General features: G+C 61.5%; 12 protein-coding genes and 3 pseudogenes. 10 read left to right on the top strand and 5 right to left on the bottom strand.

The genetic code is table 11. From position 1 onward, the window contains the following. Positions 1-123: 123 nt before the first annotated feature. The 5 genes and pseudogenes from OEZ60_RS21290 to OEZ60_RS21270 form a co-directional block, all read left to right on the top strand. A pseudogene (locus OEZ60_RS21290) lies at positions 124-570 on the top strand (DDE-type integrase/transposase/recombinase); the annotation flags it as partial. 174 nt (positions 571-744) lie between these two features. Further along, positions 745-3,546, top strand: coding sequence for an MFS transporter (locus OEZ60_RS21285; protein WP_263340737.1), 2,802 nt, complete (start codon positions 745-747; stop codon positions 3,544-3,546). Positions 3,547-3,588: 42 nt separating this feature from the next. Next, a complete protein-coding gene (locus OEZ60_RS21280) occupies positions 3,589-4,590 on the top strand; it encodes an ABC transporter substrate-binding protein (protein ID WP_263340735.1) in 1,002 nt (333 codons plus the stop codon). A 427-nt stretch (positions 4,591-5,017) separates the two neighbouring features. Next, positions 5,018-5,323 (top strand): annotated as a pseudogene (locus tag OEZ60_RS21275) (integrase core domain-containing protein); the annotation flags it as partial. 53 nt (positions 5,324-5,376) lie between these two features. Next, positions 5,377-6,260 (top strand): annotated as a pseudogene (locus OEZ60_RS21270) (IS3 family transposase); the annotation flags it as partial. A 302-nt stretch (positions 6,261-6,562) separates the two neighbouring features. Here OEZ60_RS21270 and OEZ60_RS21265 read toward each other — a convergent pair. Genes OEZ60_RS21265 through OEZ60_RS21255 form a run of 3 tightly spaced genes read right to left on the bottom strand, consistent with a single transcriptional unit; the run spans position 6,563 to position 12,023 of the window. Next, the gene (locus tag OEZ60_RS21265; protein ID WP_263340731.1) at positions 6,563-8,305 is read right to left on the bottom strand and encodes a Mur ligase family protein; all 1,743 of its coding nucleotides are present in this window, start codon (positions 8,303-8,305) and stop codon (positions 6,563-6,565) included. Between the two features lie 12 nt (positions 8,306-8,317). Continuing rightward, on the bottom strand, positions 8,318-11,122 hold the full coding sequence (gene cphA / locus OEZ60_RS21260; protein WP_263340729.1) for a cyanophycin synthetase: 2,805 nt from the start codon (positions 11,120-11,122) through the stop codon (positions 8,318-8,320). Positions 11,123-11,150: 28 nt separating this feature from the next. Beyond that, on the bottom strand, positions 11,151-12,023 hold the full coding sequence (locus OEZ60_RS21255) for a cyanophycinase (RefSeq protein WP_263340726.1): 873 nt from the start codon (positions 12,021-12,023) through the stop codon (positions 11,151-11,153). 428 nt (positions 12,024-12,451) lie between these two features. Between OEZ60_RS21255 and OEZ60_RS21250 the strand changes: the two genes are divergently transcribed. The 3 genes from OEZ60_RS21250 to OEZ60_RS22320 all read left to right on the top strand — a co-directional run bounded on the left by OEZ60_RS21250 (position 12,452) and on the right by OEZ60_RS22320 (position 13,581). Next, entirely contained in the window at positions 12,452-12,736 is a 285-nt protein-coding gene (locus tag OEZ60_RS21250) for a hypothetical protein (protein WP_263340744.1), read from the top strand. 64 nt (positions 12,737-12,800) lie between these two features. Next, positions 12,801-13,190 (top strand): hypothetical protein, encoded by a 390-nt coding sequence (locus OEZ60_RS21245; RefSeq protein WP_263340724.1) that lies wholly within the window; start codon positions 12,801-12,803, stop codon positions 13,188-13,190. A gap of 76 nt (positions 13,191-13,266) precedes the next feature. Further along, positions 13,267-13,581 (top strand): hypothetical protein, encoded by a 315-nt coding sequence (locus OEZ60_RS22320; protein WP_411709831.1) that lies wholly within the window; start codon positions 13,267-13,269, stop codon positions 13,579-13,581. A gap of 126 nt (positions 13,582-13,707) precedes the next feature. Here the strand turns inward: OEZ60_RS22320 and OEZ60_RS21235 are convergent, their stop codons facing one another. Both OEZ60_RS21235 and OEZ60_RS21230 read right to left on the bottom strand, forming a co-directional pair. Next, positions 13,708-13,932 carry a hypothetical protein gene (locus OEZ60_RS21235; protein WP_263340742.1) on the bottom strand — a complete coding sequence of 75 codons (225 nt, stop codon included), beginning with the start codon at positions 13,930-13,932 and terminating at the stop codon, positions 13,708-13,710. A 213-nt stretch (positions 13,933-14,145) separates the two neighbouring features. Further along, positions 14,146-15,576 carry a helix-turn-helix domain-containing protein gene (locus tag OEZ60_RS21230; RefSeq protein WP_317852856.1) on the bottom strand — a complete coding sequence of 477 codons (1,431 nt, stop codon included), beginning with the start codon at positions 15,574-15,576 and terminating at the stop codon, positions 14,146-14,148. Between the two features lie 153 nt (positions 15,577-15,729). Between OEZ60_RS21230 and OEZ60_RS21225 the strand changes: the two genes are divergently transcribed. Next, complete coding sequence (locus tag OEZ60_RS21225) at positions 15,730-16,302, top strand: biotin transporter BioY (protein WP_263340720.1); 573 nt, start codon at positions 15,730-15,732, stop codon at positions 16,300-16,302. Beyond that, a partial coding sequence (locus OEZ60_RS21220) for a carboxyl transferase domain-containing protein (RefSeq protein WP_317852857.1) occupies positions 16,299-16,472 on the top strand: 174 nt, incomplete at its 3' end. The genes OEZ60_RS21225 and OEZ60_RS21220, both read left to right, overlap by 4 nt.

The raw sequence follows: 16,472 nt of genomic DNA, 5'->3' as shown, positions 1-16,472 counted from the left end.
CACACCCAGCACTTCACCCTGCCGCATTCAATCTCCCAGCCGATACGACGTCGGCAACGACGTCAATAACGACGTAGCCTAAGATCTGAAGACCACACTCGGAAGGCGGTCCAAAGCGGCCGGTTACAGATCAACGGCGAGCGGCACTACCTCTGGCGGGCCGTCGATCATGAGGGCGAGGTTCTCGAGAGCTTCGTGACCAAGACGCGGGACAAGAAGGCGGCATTGAAATTCCTCAAGAAATCAATGAAGCGCTACGGTCGTCCGCACATTATCGTCACCGACAAGCTGCGCTCCTATAGCGCCGCATTGAAGGAGGTCGGTGCGGCCGATCGCCAGGCAACTGGTCGCGGGCTCAATAATCGGGCGGAGAATTCGCACCTGCCGTTCCGACGACGAGAACGGGCAATGCAGCGGTTTCGGCGGATGCGAAATCTGCAGATGTTCGCCGCCGTCCACGCCTCCGTCTTCAACCATTTCAACTTGGAGCGCAGCTTCTACTCGAGGGCAAATTTCAAGAAGAACCGCGCCGCCGCTCTCGCCGAGTGGCGCGGCCTCGGCGCGTCATAAGGGACAGCAATCCTGCCCTTGTGGAGACGGGTTCGAATTGGTCTGACACCACCACTTGGAGCCCTTGCGTTTGCGAATTTCCTTGAGGTTTCAAGCAGACTCGTCGCACGGTTGTTGTGGGGCCTACTTGCGTGGCACCTCAAGTCGACTTCGTGAGTAGGCGGGCCGTCATCGATGCGATTCAAGGGCTGGATTGTCACGACCTTAGTCATTGCAATCACGCAAGCCTTGCTGTCGCTTCTCCTGATCCTTCAGCACGATGCCATCTATTCCGAGCTTCTCCGGCAACGGGTCGCCGTGATAGCGCAAACGACAGCAGAGACGTTTCGTCCGATCCTTGACCTGGGCCTGCCAATCTCGATGCTCCGCGATGGCGATGCCATCCTGGCGCGCGGCATCGCCATTGATCCAAGCATTGTCGCTGTTCACGCGATCAATCCTACGGGCATCGTGGCGCACACGACCGGATCGAAACCAGGAACAATTGACGACAATGTGCTCACGGCAATGCGGCTTGCCGATCAAGATGTCTGGGGGCACGAAACCAGCGATTTGATTTATAGCGGTTTCTCGATCCGCCCGGCAGAGGGCGCCCCGCCTTCGGGTGCGGTCGTCGTGGAGTATCCGCATGACAAGTTGGATGCTGCCTCCCGAAACATCGCGCGGACCACGCTGCGCAGCGCCCTTGTCATACTTTTGGCGACATCGGCCTTGGCTTTCGTTCTGATCTACCTCGTTCTCGACCGTCCTAGGCGCAGACTGGCCGACTTGCGAACCATCTTCGAAGCCACCCGCGCCGGGCAATCCTATGATGCCGGGTTAGCGGTGGCGAAGGCGGGCAGTCTCAATCATGAACTGCTCCGACTGGGACAAAACCTGCAGGACGCGGACGCCGCGTTTCGAAAATTGCAGTTGGCCATTGCGCAACCCGATGGTGCTCATTTGCAGTCCGAGGACAGGTCGGCTAACAACGATGGGGATGAGGGGAACCTGAACGCGGGCAGGCTCAAGGCCGTGATCATGGCGCGCCTTCTTCCGATCACGGTGTTGCTTGTCGTCATCTCCGCCATCATGCTAGGCACCGTCGCAACCCGAGCCGTGACACGATCCATCGAGCCGGAGCTGGCTGCGCGCACAGACCTGATCGGCAACGTCGTCAGCGAGAACGTCCAGCGCGCGCTCGACAGCGGCATAGCGCTGAACGAGATCGTAGGCGCTGACCAATTCTTCGGTGACATGCTCAAGAGGTTGCCTGAGGTCGCCTACATCGCCGTCGCCACGGGACGGATTGTGATCGAAGCCGGGAACCGCATCGACCCGTATCTCGCGCCGCCGCGGGAACGACGGGATGTTCGCAGCCATCCAATCGTCCACGATGGAGAAGAGGTCGCGTATGTGGTCATCGACATCGATCCGCGGCTGATCACCAAACGGTTTCACAGCGTGTTCCTTGATGCAGTCGTGATCCTGCTGGTTACCATGCTGCTGGCCAGCGAAGTCATGCTTCTGCTCGCAGGACGTGCCCTCGCCGAGGGCCTCGAACAAGTGCAAAGGCTGAGTGCGATGCAAGCAGCCGGGAATTTCTCGCGCAGAGTGATCGCGAAGGGCCAAGGCACTATCGGGATCATTTTGAGGACATTGTCAGAACGCGCCATCGTCCTTCACGCTTCCTTTAACGAGGCGGTCGAAGTGGCCGGTGGACAACGGCAGGCCGCCCTACGGCGTATTGGCGACCGGTTCGGATTGACCTCTGGTGCGCCGCGCCTGCTCGAATCCTCGTCGTTTGGGGACATTCGGCTGGCACTTGTCCTCTTTGCTGCAGCGGATGAACTTCCATTGGCCTTTCTCCCGATTTACACGCGCGCAGCGGAAAACCTGTGGCCCTGGCTAGACCAGGCCGTGTTGATCGCGCTGCCGCTCGCCGGCTATCTGCTGGCAATCGTTATGATGTCGCCCTATGCGCGGGTGCTCGTGGAACGGTTCGGCGTCAGACGGCTGTTTGTTGCGGCATCCATCCCGACGGCAATAGCCCATCTGGGGCTTTTCGCGGCCGCAACCGCGCAAGAGATCATCTTCTGGCGCACCGTTACCGGTTTCGGCTACGCGATTGTGACTCTCGCGGCGCAGGACTATGTTTTGAGTGTCGCGTCGAAATCGAACCGCGATAGCTTGCTGGGTGTCTTCACGCTGGTTCTCTTCGGCGGCGTGTTCACCGGCGTCGCTCTGGGTGGCGTCCTCGCCGACCGCCTCGGCCCGGCCAACGTATTTCTGGTCAGCGCCGGTCTGATAGCGGCCTCCGCCCTGCTCAGCACATGGCTGATCGCACCGGACGTCGGCAAACGCCATGATCCGCACGCAATTCGAACGGTCCGGACGAAGTGGACAGCGCTCAGGCACCCGCGCCTAATCGTCTTGATACTGGGAATCGTCATTCCTTCTGCTGTCGTTCTGCAAGCTTTCATCTCCTATCTCGTTGCGCTCACGCTCGATGCGCAGGGGGCATCCGCCGCCGAGATAGGTCGGATCCTGATGCTGTTCTTCCTGACTTTGATGGCAGTAGGCCCGCTGGCGGGTCGGCTATCGCAGCACCTGAAGGGCTCTCACGCTCTCCTTTGTGTCGGCGCCGCTGGTGTTTGCGGAGTCGCGCTGCTGCCGGCAGCCCTCCACCCGTCACAGCTTTCGATGGCTCTGGCGATGGTCGCCACGGGTGCCGGTAGCGCCATGATACGGGGTGCGCAGGTTTCCATCGCGTTGCTGGTGGCCGAGACCGACCTCGCCGAGATCGGACCGACCGCAGTTCTGGGCGTTCTGCGCACCGGCGAAAGGCTTGGAAGCATCGTCGGCCTAGTCCTTATCGCCGGGCTTGCCGGCGTGGCAGGATATACCGCTGCGATTCTCGCGGTCGCCCTATGGACGATGACAGGTGGCGTCGTCTTTGGCGCCCTGAATTTCAGGCATTTGTTGACAAGAAGGTAAGCTGGACGGTCAGCTATCTTGATTGTCGATAGGAGCGATTCCATGAAGCTCGTAAGTGCATGTGTTGCCGTTGTTACGCTGATCTTTTCGTCCACGTTCGAGGCGGCTGCCGAAACCAAGACGATCCTTGGTGTCTGGTACGAGGGGTGCGAGCACCTTTGCGAGGGTTTGAAGGATGCTATTGCTGAAAGCGGTTTCGATGCACAGGTTCGAAGTGTTGATATTGCTCAGGACAAGAGCCTTTTGCGGGGCGTGGTGGAAACCGCGCGAAATGATCATGTCGATCTGGTTGTCACGTTCGGGACAAGTGTGACTCTCGGGATTATCGGCACGCTCGACGAGGTCGGGGACCCTCGGTTTCTTGACGATATTCCAGTGGTCTTCACGGTGGTTGCTGATCCATTCGGCACGCGCATCGCCGAAAGCTTTGAGCGCAGCGGCCGGGAAAACGTGGCCGGCACGTTCAATCGCGTCCCGGAAGCCGTGAATATCGAGATCATCCGGCAATACGATCCCAGCTTCAAAAAACTCGGACTTCTTTACCATGCCAATGAGCGCAACTCCGTGATCAAGAAAGAAGAGCTGGAGACCCTGCTGCCCGACCTTGGAATCGAGTTTGTTGCTCTGGAACTTGATCCAGGCAATCCAGGCGTGCCGGACCCAGCGCTGATTCCGGACCGTATGGCCGAGTTTCGGGAACTCGGCGTGCGCTGGATGTATCTCGGATCGAGCTCGTTCCTTCGCTTCAACGGTGATCTTTACACCTCGTCCGCCGTTGAGAATGGCATCGCGATTGTCAGTCCCTATGAGAGCCTCGTTCGGGAAAATCGTGCTCTTCTGTCTATTGCTGCCCGATACTACGATGTCGGGAAACTGGCTGCTGATCAGGCTCTTGCCATCTTGCGTGATGGAGCCGTGCCGGGCGACCTGCCTATCCTGCGGGCGTCCGATTTCGCATATGTGGTCAACATGGATGTAGCGAGAGACCTCAATCGGATCCCGCCATTTGCCTTTCTACAGATTGCAGATATCGTATCGAACTGAATTTCCGAAGGGCGCTCGGGGAGGCGATACACGTGGACTTCGAGTTGCTTTCGGCCTCCACTACTCGCAAGTCGAAGGTCCGCTAAGGGCCGTGTGCGCCTATCTGGTGCACAGCGTCTCGCAGAAAAATCTCGCACCGCAGCAATTGCCTGCTGTCGCCTAGAAGCCACGTAGAAGCCGACCCGTCAGGCTCCGCGTCGCCCGCGATCGCTCAGTGAACGCGCCGCCGCTACCGCACCCTCGCCCTGCGCTCCCTCTCGCTTGCGCGTTCCCGTAACCGGTCCGCGACCTGCTGATACCTGTTGAGCGCGTGCAGTGGCTGCGCCCGGTTGTAGTGCCGGTAAGCCATGTCCAGGGTGGCGTGTCCGAGGACGTCGCGGGTGATGCCGGCATGGGCGGGGTCGCATTCGGCGATACTCGTCGCGGTCAGGGCATGAAGCATGTCCGTGGTGCGCCGAACCACCCCCAGACCCAGGGCAAGATCGAGCGGTGGCACCAGACGCTGAAGAACCGCATCCTGCTCGAGAACGACTACCTGCCGGGCGCGCTCGAACAGGCCATCGACGCCTTCGTCGAGCATTACAACCATCGCCGTTACCACGAGAGCCTCGGCAACCTCACCCCGGCCGACGTCTACTTCGACCGCGCCAACGACGTTCTCAGCGAGAGGAGGAAGATCAAGGAGCTGACCATGAAGCGGCGCCGCTTGCTCAATCAACAGCACGCCGCATAGGATCGAAACCGATGAGCCAGATCCTCCAAAGGCCCATCACGTCAGGACGCCCACTTTATCTGACGGCGGACATGCTGCAGGATGCCCTGAGAAAAGTGGTGAAGCCTGTCTGTCACCGCGAAATCGTCCGTCATTACCCGGAGGTCTTCGCGCTGTCGGAACGTCGGGCGTGCCGGGCCATGGGCTTCGGACGGTCTTCCCACAGATACCGGTCACGGCGCGATCCGGCGGTGGAACTGCGGATGCGGCTTAAGGAGCTGGCCGAAAGCCGGGTCCGCTACGGCTACAGGCGCCTGCATGTCCTGCTGTAACGGGAGGGGTGGAACGTGATCCATAAGCGGACCTGCCGGCTCTATGGCGAGGAAGGCCCGTCGATCCGAACCCGGAGCCTCAGGCGGCGGCGCGCCTGCCGCTATCGGTCGGCGCGCTCCGAGGCCGATGCCATGAACGATGTCTGGGCCATGGACTTCAGTCGGACAAGCTCTTCGACGGTCGGCGGTTCCGGATCCTGACCATCGTCGACTGCCACACGAGAGAGGCTCTCGCGACCTGTGCGAGGACAAACTTCCGTGCCTACCAGGTCATCGAGGAGCTCGACCGAATCGTCAGGACCAGAGGCAAGCCGCGGAGCATACGCGTGGACAACGGCCCCGAGTTCGCCGGGCGGCTGCTCGACCAGCGGGCCTACCTGAACTAGGTCGAGCTCGACTTCTCCCGCCCCGGAAAGCCCACGGACAATGCCTTCATCGAGGCGTTCAACAGCCGCCTGCGTCAGGAATGCCTGAACGCGTCATGGTTCCTGTCGATGGATGATGCCCGCCGGCGGATCAATGACTGGAGGATCGACTACAACGACCAGCGGCCGCATTCGGCACTCGGAAACTTGACGCCGAGCGCCCTTGCGGCCCGGCTGAAACCAGCCCGGAAGGTCGCATGAAGCCCGGATCAAAGACAGGGGCAAGACCAAGGGGAGTCAATTCAACCGATCCGACTGGTCCACCCGCAGGGGCGTACTCCAATCCGGGGCAGGATTGCGTGCCGATTGACAGGCCCCCGTAACCAACCGCTTCAACTCCGAGCTCGGCCTCTCCAGCCGCCCCTCTTCAAGGCCGACCGCGCCGCCGCTCTTGCCGAGCGGCGCGGTCTCTACGCGGTGTAAGGAACGCCGTCACTGTCCAAGCTGAGAGTGGTTCGAATTCGTCTGACACCATCCGTCTGACTTTTCTATCGAACGACCGGCTACCGTAAGGCGTCGCGTCGTAGCATCTCGATGATTTCTGGTCTTTCATCATGTACGAGAAGCAATGCGAGATCGTCGACCTTCACGCGCTGCAAGATTTGACGGGCACCATCCGAAGGGCTGTCAGCCATCAGGATCCGATCTTCCGGAAGGCCGAGGTCGAGGCTTGCCTGGCGAATGATCCCCGAAACCTCCCCCGGCCGTCGGCCCCGCAGATATTTCGGGTTCTCCGCGGCCACGACGTAGTCCGGATCGAAAGCCAGGGCACCCGCCGTCAGGGCGCGGATATCCGCGTCGGACCGGTCGCCCGCGTGAGACAGAAGAACGAATCTCCGCCGCGCTGGCAGCACGGCCATCGCCGACGCCACGGCCGCAATCGAGTGAGGATTGTGCGCGAAGTCGACGAAGATCCGCGCACCACGCACCGCAAATTCGTTGGCCCGGCCGGGGTTGTCTGTGGGATCGCTTCTGAACCGCGACAAGGTCGCGGAAATCGCTCCGTCGGGAATGTCGAGGGCGCGCGCAGCAAGCGCCGCGGCAAGCACGTTCTCGATGTTGTAGCGCGCCGCGCCGCCCAGGGTCAGGGGCACGTCCTCGACGGCAATCAACGCCGTTTCTGTATGACCGTCTGACAGCATGATCAGGCCGTTTTCGAGCCAGGCGCAGGGGGCGCGGCGCGAACGGGCGGTCCGGACCTCGGCATTATCGGTGCTGAGTGAGAACCACGCTTTTGGCGCGACAGCCTTTTGGGCGGCCTCAACAACGTGGGGATCGTCCGCATTCAGGATCAGAACGCCGTGCGGCGCGAGTGCCCGGTGTACGGCCAGTTTGACATGGGCGAGTTCGGACACCGTGTTGATGCCGTACTGCCCGAGGTGATCGGCCGCGATATTCGTCACGACAGCCGCCCGGGCCCGCGTCACCGGCACCCCGCGCCGCAGGATGCCGCCCCGCGCGACCTCGAGCACGCCAAGCTCCAGTCGCGTGTCGCGCAACAGAAGTCTTGCACCCGCGGGGCCGGAATAATCACCCTTGTCCAGGATATCGTCGCCGACCTTCACGAATTCGGTGGAGGACAGGCCGGACACCAACCCGGCCGCCTTGCCCATCGCCGTAATGAGTCGCGTCGTCGTCGTCTTGCCATTCGTTCCGGTGACAAGCGCAATTGGAATGTCATGAAGATGCGACCAGTCGGGGGATCCCGGAAGATCGCCACTTTTCCAAGTCGCTGATCCCGCGCCATGCCCGAGCGTCAGGGCGTCGTCGTCAAGCAGCCGGTCGATCTCGCGTCGTGCGGCTTCCGCGACGAGGGCAACCAGTGCGGGGTTCTCCTCGGCTTTGCTGACGCGGCGCAGATCCGCGATCATGCGGTCGATTGGGATCTGATCGATCTGCAACAGGCCGGTCGCCGTGTAGTACCACGCCGCCTCAACGATAAAGGCGGCGGTAAAGAGCTGGTCCACCGCGGCGGGAAAGAAGAGGCTCGCACCGCCATCAAAGGGCCGCGTGCGGATTTGCGTGGAAGTCCAGCCAAGCCCGTCGAGTAGGCCACGAGCGTGATGGACCCAGGCTTGCAGCATTGCATGCGGATCGAACCCGGAGACCAGACCATCGCCAACAGCGCCCGGTTCCGGCCCGTAAAGGTTCGGTCCAAGCAGCCTGCGGCAGCCATCCAGAACCAGCGCTGGATGATCGGGCACCGGGATCTCCAAGAGGTCCTGCAAAGCATCGGAATGTGTCACATGGCGCCCCGTTCAGTCCGACTCCTCGGTCTCGACCCGCGCGAGGCGCACGCCGCGTTCGTCGCGGATCAGTTGATCCGCCCCGGACATCAGTTCCTCGAATTCGGGGGCGGGGCGCTCGACGCGGATCGGCTTGGCGGTGACGATGGCCTCGCGCTCTGCCTTCTTGAAGTAGATGATCTGCTTCCACGAACGCGCCAGTTCGTCGGCGAAGACGACGAGGAGATCGCCCGGCTGCGCCGCCTGCAAGGCCAAGTCGACGGCTTTTGTTTCGCTTTCGACGAGCGTGATGCGATTGCCTTCGACACCCCCCTTTAAAAGCTCGTCGCGGATCATCTCGGGCACTTCCATCGGCCCGCGTCCCCGGCGGTCATCGTCCGGTTTCAGGAAGTAGTGGTCGAAATGCCCGGCAAGCGCCTGTGCCGCCGCCACGATATCCTCGTCGCGGCGATCACCCGGCATGGCCGAGACGACAAGCCTGCGCCCCTTGACGTCGAGCCGGTCCGCGAGGCCCGCCATGGCGGCGATGGCGGCGGGATTGTGACCATAGTCGAGGATGACCTTGAACGGGTGTTCGTCGAAGACGTTCGTCCGACCCGGCACCTGGAAGAAAGAGGTATCGAAGGTCCTGAGCCCGTGGCGGATATTGTCGAGATCAAGCCCGAACGCATAGGCCATGGCGCAAGCGAACATGGCGTTCTGCACGTTGTAGAGCGCCTTGCCCTCCAGCGTGGCCGGGATGAGATGCGACCAGAGAACCGGCATGTGAAGACCGTTGGCGTAGATCGTGATCATGTCGCCGTTCATGGCTTTTTCAAGCACCACGGCACGGCCCCCGGCCTGGATGTGCTCCTTCACCAGCGGATGGTCGGAGTTCGTCGTCACGTAGCAGATATGCGTGGCCTTGCAGAAATCGGCCATGCGCAGGCAAAGAAGATCGTCGGCGTTCAGGACGACCGTATCGGTCGCGGTTTCAACGACGACGCGCTTCACCACGGCAAGCTGTTCGAGCGTGTCGATCCCGCCCATCCCGAGATGGTCGGCGGCGACGTTCAGACAGGCCGAGACGTCGCAACGCTGATAGCCGAGGCCGGAGCGCACGAGGCCACCGCGAGCGGTTTCCATCACCGCAAAATCGACCGAGGGGTCACGCAAGACCATTTGCGCCGAGGCGGGGCCGGTCATGTCGCCCTTCACGGTGAGCTTGCCGTCGACATAGACGCCATCGGTCGAGGTCATGCCGACGATCTTGCCAGAGGATTTCATGATATGGGCAAGCATGCGCGAGGTGGTCGTCTTGCCGTTCGTACCAGTGATGGCGCCGATCGGAATCCGCGTTCGCCTGCCTTTCGGGAAGAGCATGTCGATGACCTTGCCGGCCACGTCGCGCGCCTTGCCCTCGGACGGCGCGACATGCATCCGGAATCCGGGCGCCGCGTTCACCTCGACAATCGCGCCGCCGATATCCTTGTAACTCTTGGTGATGTCTTGCGTGAGAAAATCGACGCCACCGACGTCGAGCCCCACCGACTTGATCGTCCGCTCTGCCATGTCCTTGTTGTCCGGATGGCAGACATCGGTCATGTCGATGGCCGTGCCCCCTGTGGAAAGGTTCGCGGTCGAGCGCAGGTAAAAGGTCTCGCCTTCCGGCAGGACGGTTTCGGCCGTGTGGCCGGCATCCGCCATCAACCGCTCCGCCTGATTGTCCAACTCCAGATTGGTCAGCACCTTTTCGTGCCCGATGCCCCGGCGCGGATCGGAATTCACGATCTCGATCAGTTCGGCGATCGTGTGTTTGCCGTCGCCAATCACATGGCCGGGCACGCGCTTGGCCACCGCGACCAGTTCGCCGTTCACGACAAGCATCCGGTGATCCATTCCGCTGACGAAACTTTCGACGAGGATACCGCGGCTTTTCGAATGCGCCTTGGCCTCGTGAAAGGCGGTTTCCACCTGTGCCTCCTCGGTCAGGTTGATCGAGACACCGCGCCCGTGATTGCCGTCGAGCGGTTTGACCACGACCGGAAATCCGATGCGGTTTGCCGCCCGGACGGCCTGCGTCGGCGAATAGACCAGACGCTGCTGCGGTACCGGCAGGCCGAGGTCGCTCAGCATGTTGTGGGTGTCTTCCTTGTCGCAGGATATTTCCACCGCGATGTGCTTGGTCTCGCTCGTGATCGTCGCCTGAATGCGCTGCTGGAACTTGCCATGCCCGAACTGCACGAGCGAGTTGTCGTTGAGCCGGATCCACGGAATGTCGCGATCCTCGGCTGCCTTGACCAGCGATCCGGTCGAAGGCCCGAACTCCTTGCGCTGCGCCATCAGGACGAAGCTTTTCAATTCGTCCGGGAAGTTGAATTCGGGGTCGAATTCATACTCGACCTGCGCCTTCAGTTCATCGGGCAGGAGATGCATCAGAAGCCGGATCGCCAACTGTCCGGCTTCCAGCCCGACATCGCGCTGGTGGTATTGGTAGACGAGATTGTACTGCCCCGGCACGCCGGTCGAGCGGGTGCGGCCGAACGTGACCTCGGATCCCGCGACGCCCTGTATCTCCAGCGCGACATGTTCGGCGATATGGCCGAGCCAGGTGCCTTCGCCTTCGCGCAAGCGTCGGATGAAGCCACCCGGTTCGCGGTAGGAGCAGCCATGCTCTTGCAATCCCGGCAACGCCGCGACGAGCGCATTGATCCAGTCCTCGCCGATCCTTGCCGAAGGCCAGTCCTCCAGGATACCAAGGTCGACGACGTAGCGAATGACGGGAAATCCCGCCCACACGTTCGGGCCGACAAACACGTTCGTCGAAACGATTTTCATTGCGGATCTCCTCCCCTTTATCGCGCGGTCAGCTGGTCGTGACCTTCTGGTTTGGCAGCGCGCAGAACGCTGCGTGTTCATCCGGTGGATAGGCGTGCCGTCCCACCAGGTCGTAGCGGCAGCCTTCCCCCATCACATGTACCTTCAGGTCGAGCAGCGTCAGCGCCTGACCGCGCGAGGCGTCCCACATCGATGAATGAGAAAGGCTCGAAGCATCGACAACGGTGACCGTACCTGAGCCGACTACTTCCAGGACGCCATCGGGTCCGATGAAGGCAGCTGTATCCTCGTCGATGCCGAGGCCGATCAGGAACGGATTGTAGGATGAAGCGGCCAGCAGTCGGCCGAGCCGGTTCCGCTCGGTGAAGTGCTGGTCGATGATCACCGCATTCGTCAGCCCGAGCCCCGGCGCGAGGTTCACTGCGCCTTCGGTGGGGGCCGCATTGCTGGCGCCCCCCGCTATCATATGTTCTGACATGATCGAAGCGCCGGCCGACGTGCCTGCGACGACGACGCCTGCCGCGTTACGGCGTCGGATCTTCTGGGCGATGCCGGTGCCGCCAAGGATGGTCGACAGGCGCAGCTGATTGCCGCCAGTCAGAAAGATCCCGGTGGCCCGATCGAGCATATCGAGGTAGCGGGGATTGTCGCAATCAGCGCGTCGGCTGATCGGCAGGAAGTCAACCTCGGCGGCGCCGAGATCACAGAAAATCCGGTTGTAATCCGCTCCCGTCGTCTCGAGTTCCGATGCCGTCGGGATGACAACGATATTGGCATCCTTGCCGCCCGAAAGGTCAACGAAGCGGCGGTGGATGTGCAATTCCTTCACGCGATCCTCGCCGCCTCCGATCGGGATGATGAAGCCGCGGGGAAGGTTTTTACTAACTGGAGCTGGACACATGCCGCGGCTGTTCCCTGGATATGCCCGAAAGGCTGGTTGCGTTCCCCCCAATGCGGCCGACCGCCCCCCCCAAACAAAGTTCAGTCTGGCGAAGCTACATTTTCGCTGCAAGCATTTTACCAGTTCCGAATGGCGGAAACCCGCTGGATTCCTTCTGCGCAGGCAGAAGACCACGGACATTTCCATAGCTTGTGTCGAAACTTTGCAGCGAAACCTTGCAACGAAACCTTGCCCCACGGGATTGTGGCTCACTACGTCGAGATGGTGGAACCGCTACGCGTTCGACCTAGTCTGCAGAGCCCTCGGACCCTAGACCCCATGATCGCGGGGTGAGCTGACCGGATGTGTGGCCTCTCCTGCGGCATTCTCCGATCGAGGGTTGCGCCAGAATGGCTGGCGCCTGGCCTCAGGAATGGGGGAGAGACCGGATGCAGGATACCATGTTCATCGGGCTGGATGTCCACAAGGCGACAGTGTCCGTCGCCATTGCCCGCGGGGGTGCGCGCAGCGGAGAGGTCCGCCATTGGGGCACGCTCCCGCACCGTTCCGACCACATCCGGAAGCTGGCCGAGAAGCTGGCGGGCGATGGATGCCGCCTGCATTTCTGTTACGAGGCTGAACCCTGCGGTTACGGCCTCCACCGCAAACTCACGGAACTGGGGCATGGCTGCATGGTCGTGGCGCCCTCGCTCATTCCGGTAACGGGAACTTAGGCCCTCACCAGATTTGTGCAACTAGGCCTTGTTCCAGGAATACGAATAGCGAAGAGGCTGAGAGATGAAAGCCCTGAAAAAAAACATGCTGCTGCTGACCCCGGTCTGGGTCATAGGCTTCGGCGTGACCTGGTTCATGGATACGGGCGCTGTTGTCGGCAAATCCTCCTATAGGGATGATCCGCACCTGTCGCAGTGGTCGTCCGTCCTCCTCATGCTCGCCTTCCTTGGCCTGGTCGTGTGCACTCTGGGCTACATACGCAATCTCCGCGGCGTGACCGAGTTCATGGTGTATATGGGCTGGATAGCCCTGGCCCTGGGGTCGATCTACGGTTTCTTCGCCGCGCTGCTCTATGCCCTGGCCTACATCACGAACCCGGTCGTGCTGCTCTGCATAGCCGCTTACCTCATAGCCGCCGCGCAGCTATTCTTCCCGAGGCACGTAGACACCTGAGGTGTGAATGTTGATCGGAGCGCAATAAAAGCTCTGGCGAAGATATGGCGCAATTCGACGGATTCTGACGCAGTATTTGGTATTTGCGCAGTCTTTGCCGGGCCGACATACCAGATTCGAGATCGTCGAAACACTCCAGGCCGAAATTGACGCCTGGATCGTCCACTACAACACCGAGCGCCTGCATCTGGGCTGCGGAAACATGGGCGGACGGACCCAAGAAACCGTCATGTCTGTCAACGGCGGCGTAAAATCCTGCCACAGTGGCGGAGCAAAAGTCGGCCAGTTGTGGGCGTGCGCCTTGGAGCGTGCGGCCCCCATCAGGCAGGCACGTTCCAATGCGCATTGGCCGTCAGGCCAATTCTTTGAGGTGTTGAACGGCGTGGAATAAGGACCCCTGTGTTGGGGTGATCGACGCCCAAACGGCCCCCCCTGATGCGAGGGTCCATCATGCTTCCGAGGTCATTCGGGGGCAGAGTCAGCGGCTCAGGCGCGGTTCTTGAGGCGCCAGCCCGTGCTAGTCGCGCAGCCGCTCAAAGATCCGCGTCGCCGTGTGCCGCTGCTTCGCCAACTGGCGTTTATCGTCCTCCAGGATCTGGTCGATGATCGGAATGAAGGGATCGAGCTTCGGCCGGACAGGTGGCCTCGACCGACGATACCCCGGCGGCACCGAGTGCTTCAGGATCATTGCAACCGTCTTGCGGGCGATGCCAATCATCCGCGCGGCTTCGCTCTTGCTCATCCCGCCGACATGGCAGGCCCGGCCCGCCCGACCGTAAAGGTCCGCAGCATACATCTCCCCGCCTACAGCTCGTTGCCTCAGGCGAAAGATGCGGAATCTTACTCCGCGACGGTCAGGACATCAGACCGTTTCCGCTGAGCGTTTTGTCTCCGGGATTCGCAATCATCAGTCTCTCGTTCTACGCAAGGTATCGTTCGATTGCCGGATAACTGGTCAGCCGATCTTGAAAGGCACGACCTTGCGCAAGCGAGAGTCGACGAGGATTTTCCGATCAGTGGGGGGTACGGAGCGCTGCGGACAGTTTTCTCGCTCGCATAGCCGGCAGGACAGGCCGATGAGGTCGTAGGCGTCACTCTGATCGACTGCGAGGTCATCGGCATAGATGATCGAGCGTGCATAGGCGACGGGGCTGCCGAGGGCGATGGCGTAGCGGCGGATCGGTGCCCGATACCCGCGGCTCCTCTTGGTGATCGTACGCGCGACGCTGATGTAGCGTTCACCGTCAGGCGTCTCTGCAAGTTGACGTACGATCTCGCCCGGCGTCTCGAAGGCCTGGTGTACGTTCCAGAGCGGGCATGCGCCGCTGAACCGCGGGAACTGAAGGCGGGTTGCACTATGGCGTTTCGTGATCGTTCCCGCCCGGTCGACACGTACGAAGTAGAAGGGCACGCCGGGCGCGCCGGGGCGCTGAAGTGTGCTCAGCCGATGTGCGACCTGTTCGAGGCTGGCACCGAAGTCGGCGGCGAGGATCTCGATATCGTGGCGTCTATCCCGCGCGGCTGCAAGGAATCGACGATAAGGCATGACGGTGGCACCCGCCGCGAAATTGCCGAGTGCGATGCGCGCAACTTCCCTGGCTTCGCGGCTGTGCAGTTTCGACTCGCCGAGAATTCCGTCGATGATCTCGCGGTCCTCGATCTCGGCGATCCGGTGCCACAAGTGAAAGCTCTGGCTCTCGCCGGGCATTCCCGCATTGATGCGCAGAAGCCGCCGCTTCATGTCGAGGTCGCTGATCTCGTCGAGCGCCATGCCGCGGCGCTCGAACGTTACGGATATGCCGTGCCGGGTGGCAAGCCGTTCCAGCGCGGCTTCCTTGTTGGTCGTGCCGTCGATGGCCGCTTCCTCGGCACGCCGCTCGCCCGCGCGGTCGAGCTCGTCGAAATAGTTGTCGTGGTAGTGGAAGTAATCTCGCACCTCCTCGTAGGGCTGTGGCTCCACTCCGGTCGCGTCGCTCAACAGTTCGGAATCATACTGGGCGATTCGTTCCTTCAAGGACTGATAGCTGCGATGCAACGCAAGAAACGCCTTTGTGAACTCGGGCGAGTTCGTGATCGCAGAGTTGATTTCCTGACGCGACGGCGCCGCCTTCGCGAACAATGGATCGGCAAGCGCCTCGTGAAGATCGGCTGCAAACCGCTCATCGTCATCCGTTGCCAGGGATGCAATCTCGATCCCGAACTTGTTCATCAGGGCGAGGATGACCGCGGCCGATATCGGGCGCTGGTTGTTCTCGAGTTGGTTGAGATAACTCGCTGAAATATCAAGAAGCTGAGCGAATTCGCGCTGGGTGAGCTCCTTCGCCTGTCGGATGTTGCGCAGCTTGGCTCCGGCGAAGATTTTCCTGTCGTGCATCGGTTTAATCACCTGTTTGCAATTGCGAACGTGACGGATGCGAAGATTTGCAGGGTAACCTGACTGCTCCTATCCGCACCCTTCCGCGGTTGTTACGTCTGGTCAACAGCGCGGAGGCAGCAGGCAGAAGAGAGAGTCGAGCGAGCAGGCGCCGGGGGGGCTGCAATGCGGATTTACCAGCGTGAGCGTGGTCGTGCCAGTACAAAGATAAGCCTGGGAGATATATCGGTCGCGGTTCTGGTCGCGGCGACGATTGCGGTGGCGGCGCAGATCGAAGTGCCGTTCTATCCTGTTCCGATGACTTTGCAGACTCTCGCGGTCTTGAGCGCGAGCCTGATCGTCGGTTTCCGGCGCGCCTTGGGGGCGATGGGCATCTACCTTGCGGCCGGTGCCTTGGGCATGCCGGTCTTCGCCGGTGGCACCGGAGGCATTGCAATCCTGTTCGGGCCGACGGGTGGCTACCTCGCCGGATTCGTCCTCGCGGCGGCCTTCTGCGGCCTGGCGCGCGACCTTGGGCTTACACGGGCCAATTCTGGCTGCATCGCCGTCGCACTGATCGGCGCGGCGCTGGTATATCCAACGGGTCTTCTCCGGCTCGGTGCCGTCGTCGGCTGGGACAAGCCGGTACTCGAATGGGGGCTCTATCCCTTTGTGGCGGGCGATCTGGTCAAGGCAGTGATCGCCGTTCTTTTTTCCCGGGGCGCAACGCGGCTTGGGCATCTTTGGGGGGCACCATGAAGGACATTCTCGTCGATCTCGAAGCGCGGCGGAACGAGGCCAATCTCGGCGGCGGCCAGCGCCGGATCGACGCGCAGCACGCGCGCGGCAAGCTCACGGCGCGCGAGCGCATCGAGCTCCTGCTCGACGAGGGCTCGTTCGAGGAATTTGACATGTTCGTGGCGCATCGC

Source organism: Albidovulum salinarum (genome assembly GCF_025673475.1).
Taxonomy (GTDB): Bacteria; Pseudomonadota; Alphaproteobacteria; order Rhodobacterales; family Rhodobacteraceae; genus Albidovulum; species Albidovulum salinarum.
Note: the sequence above shows the minus strand (reverse complement) of the source record. Positions and strands in the feature narration are given on the sequence as shown.

What these genes read in the sequence shown, in the direction of transcription:
- OEZ60_RS21250 (WP_263340744.1), top strand. Translation starts at nt 12,452, where the DNA reads ATGCAGGATACCATGTTCATCGGGCTGGATGTCCACAAGGCGACAGTG.
- cphA (WP_263340729.1), bottom strand. Translation starts at nt 11,122, where the DNA reads ATGAAAATCGTTTCGACGAACGTGTTTGTCGGCCCGAACGTGTGGGCG.
- OEZ60_RS21235 (WP_263340742.1), bottom strand. Translation starts at nt 13,932, where the DNA reads ATGAGCAAGAGCGAAGCCGCGCGGATGATTGGCATCGCCCGCAAGACG.
- OEZ60_RS21280 (WP_263340735.1), top strand. Translation starts at nt 3,589, where the DNA reads ATGAAGCTCGTAAGTGCATGTGTTGCCGTTGTTACGCTGATCTTTTCG.
- OEZ60_RS21225 (WP_263340720.1), top strand. Translation starts at nt 15,730, where the DNA reads ATGCGGATTTACCAGCGTGAGCGTGGTCGTGCCAGTACAAAGATAAGC.
- OEZ60_RS21245 (WP_263340724.1), top strand. Translation starts at nt 12,801, where the DNA reads ATGAAAGCCCTGAAAAAAAACATGCTGCTGCTGACCCCGGTCTGGGTC.
- OEZ60_RS21255 (WP_263340726.1), bottom strand. Translation starts at nt 12,023, where the DNA reads ATGTGTCCAGCTCCAGTTAGTAAAAACCTTCCCCGCGGCTTCATCATC.
- OEZ60_RS21285 (WP_263340737.1), top strand. Translation starts at nt 745, where the DNA reads ATGCGATTCAAGGGCTGGATTGTCACGACCTTAGTCATTGCAATCACG.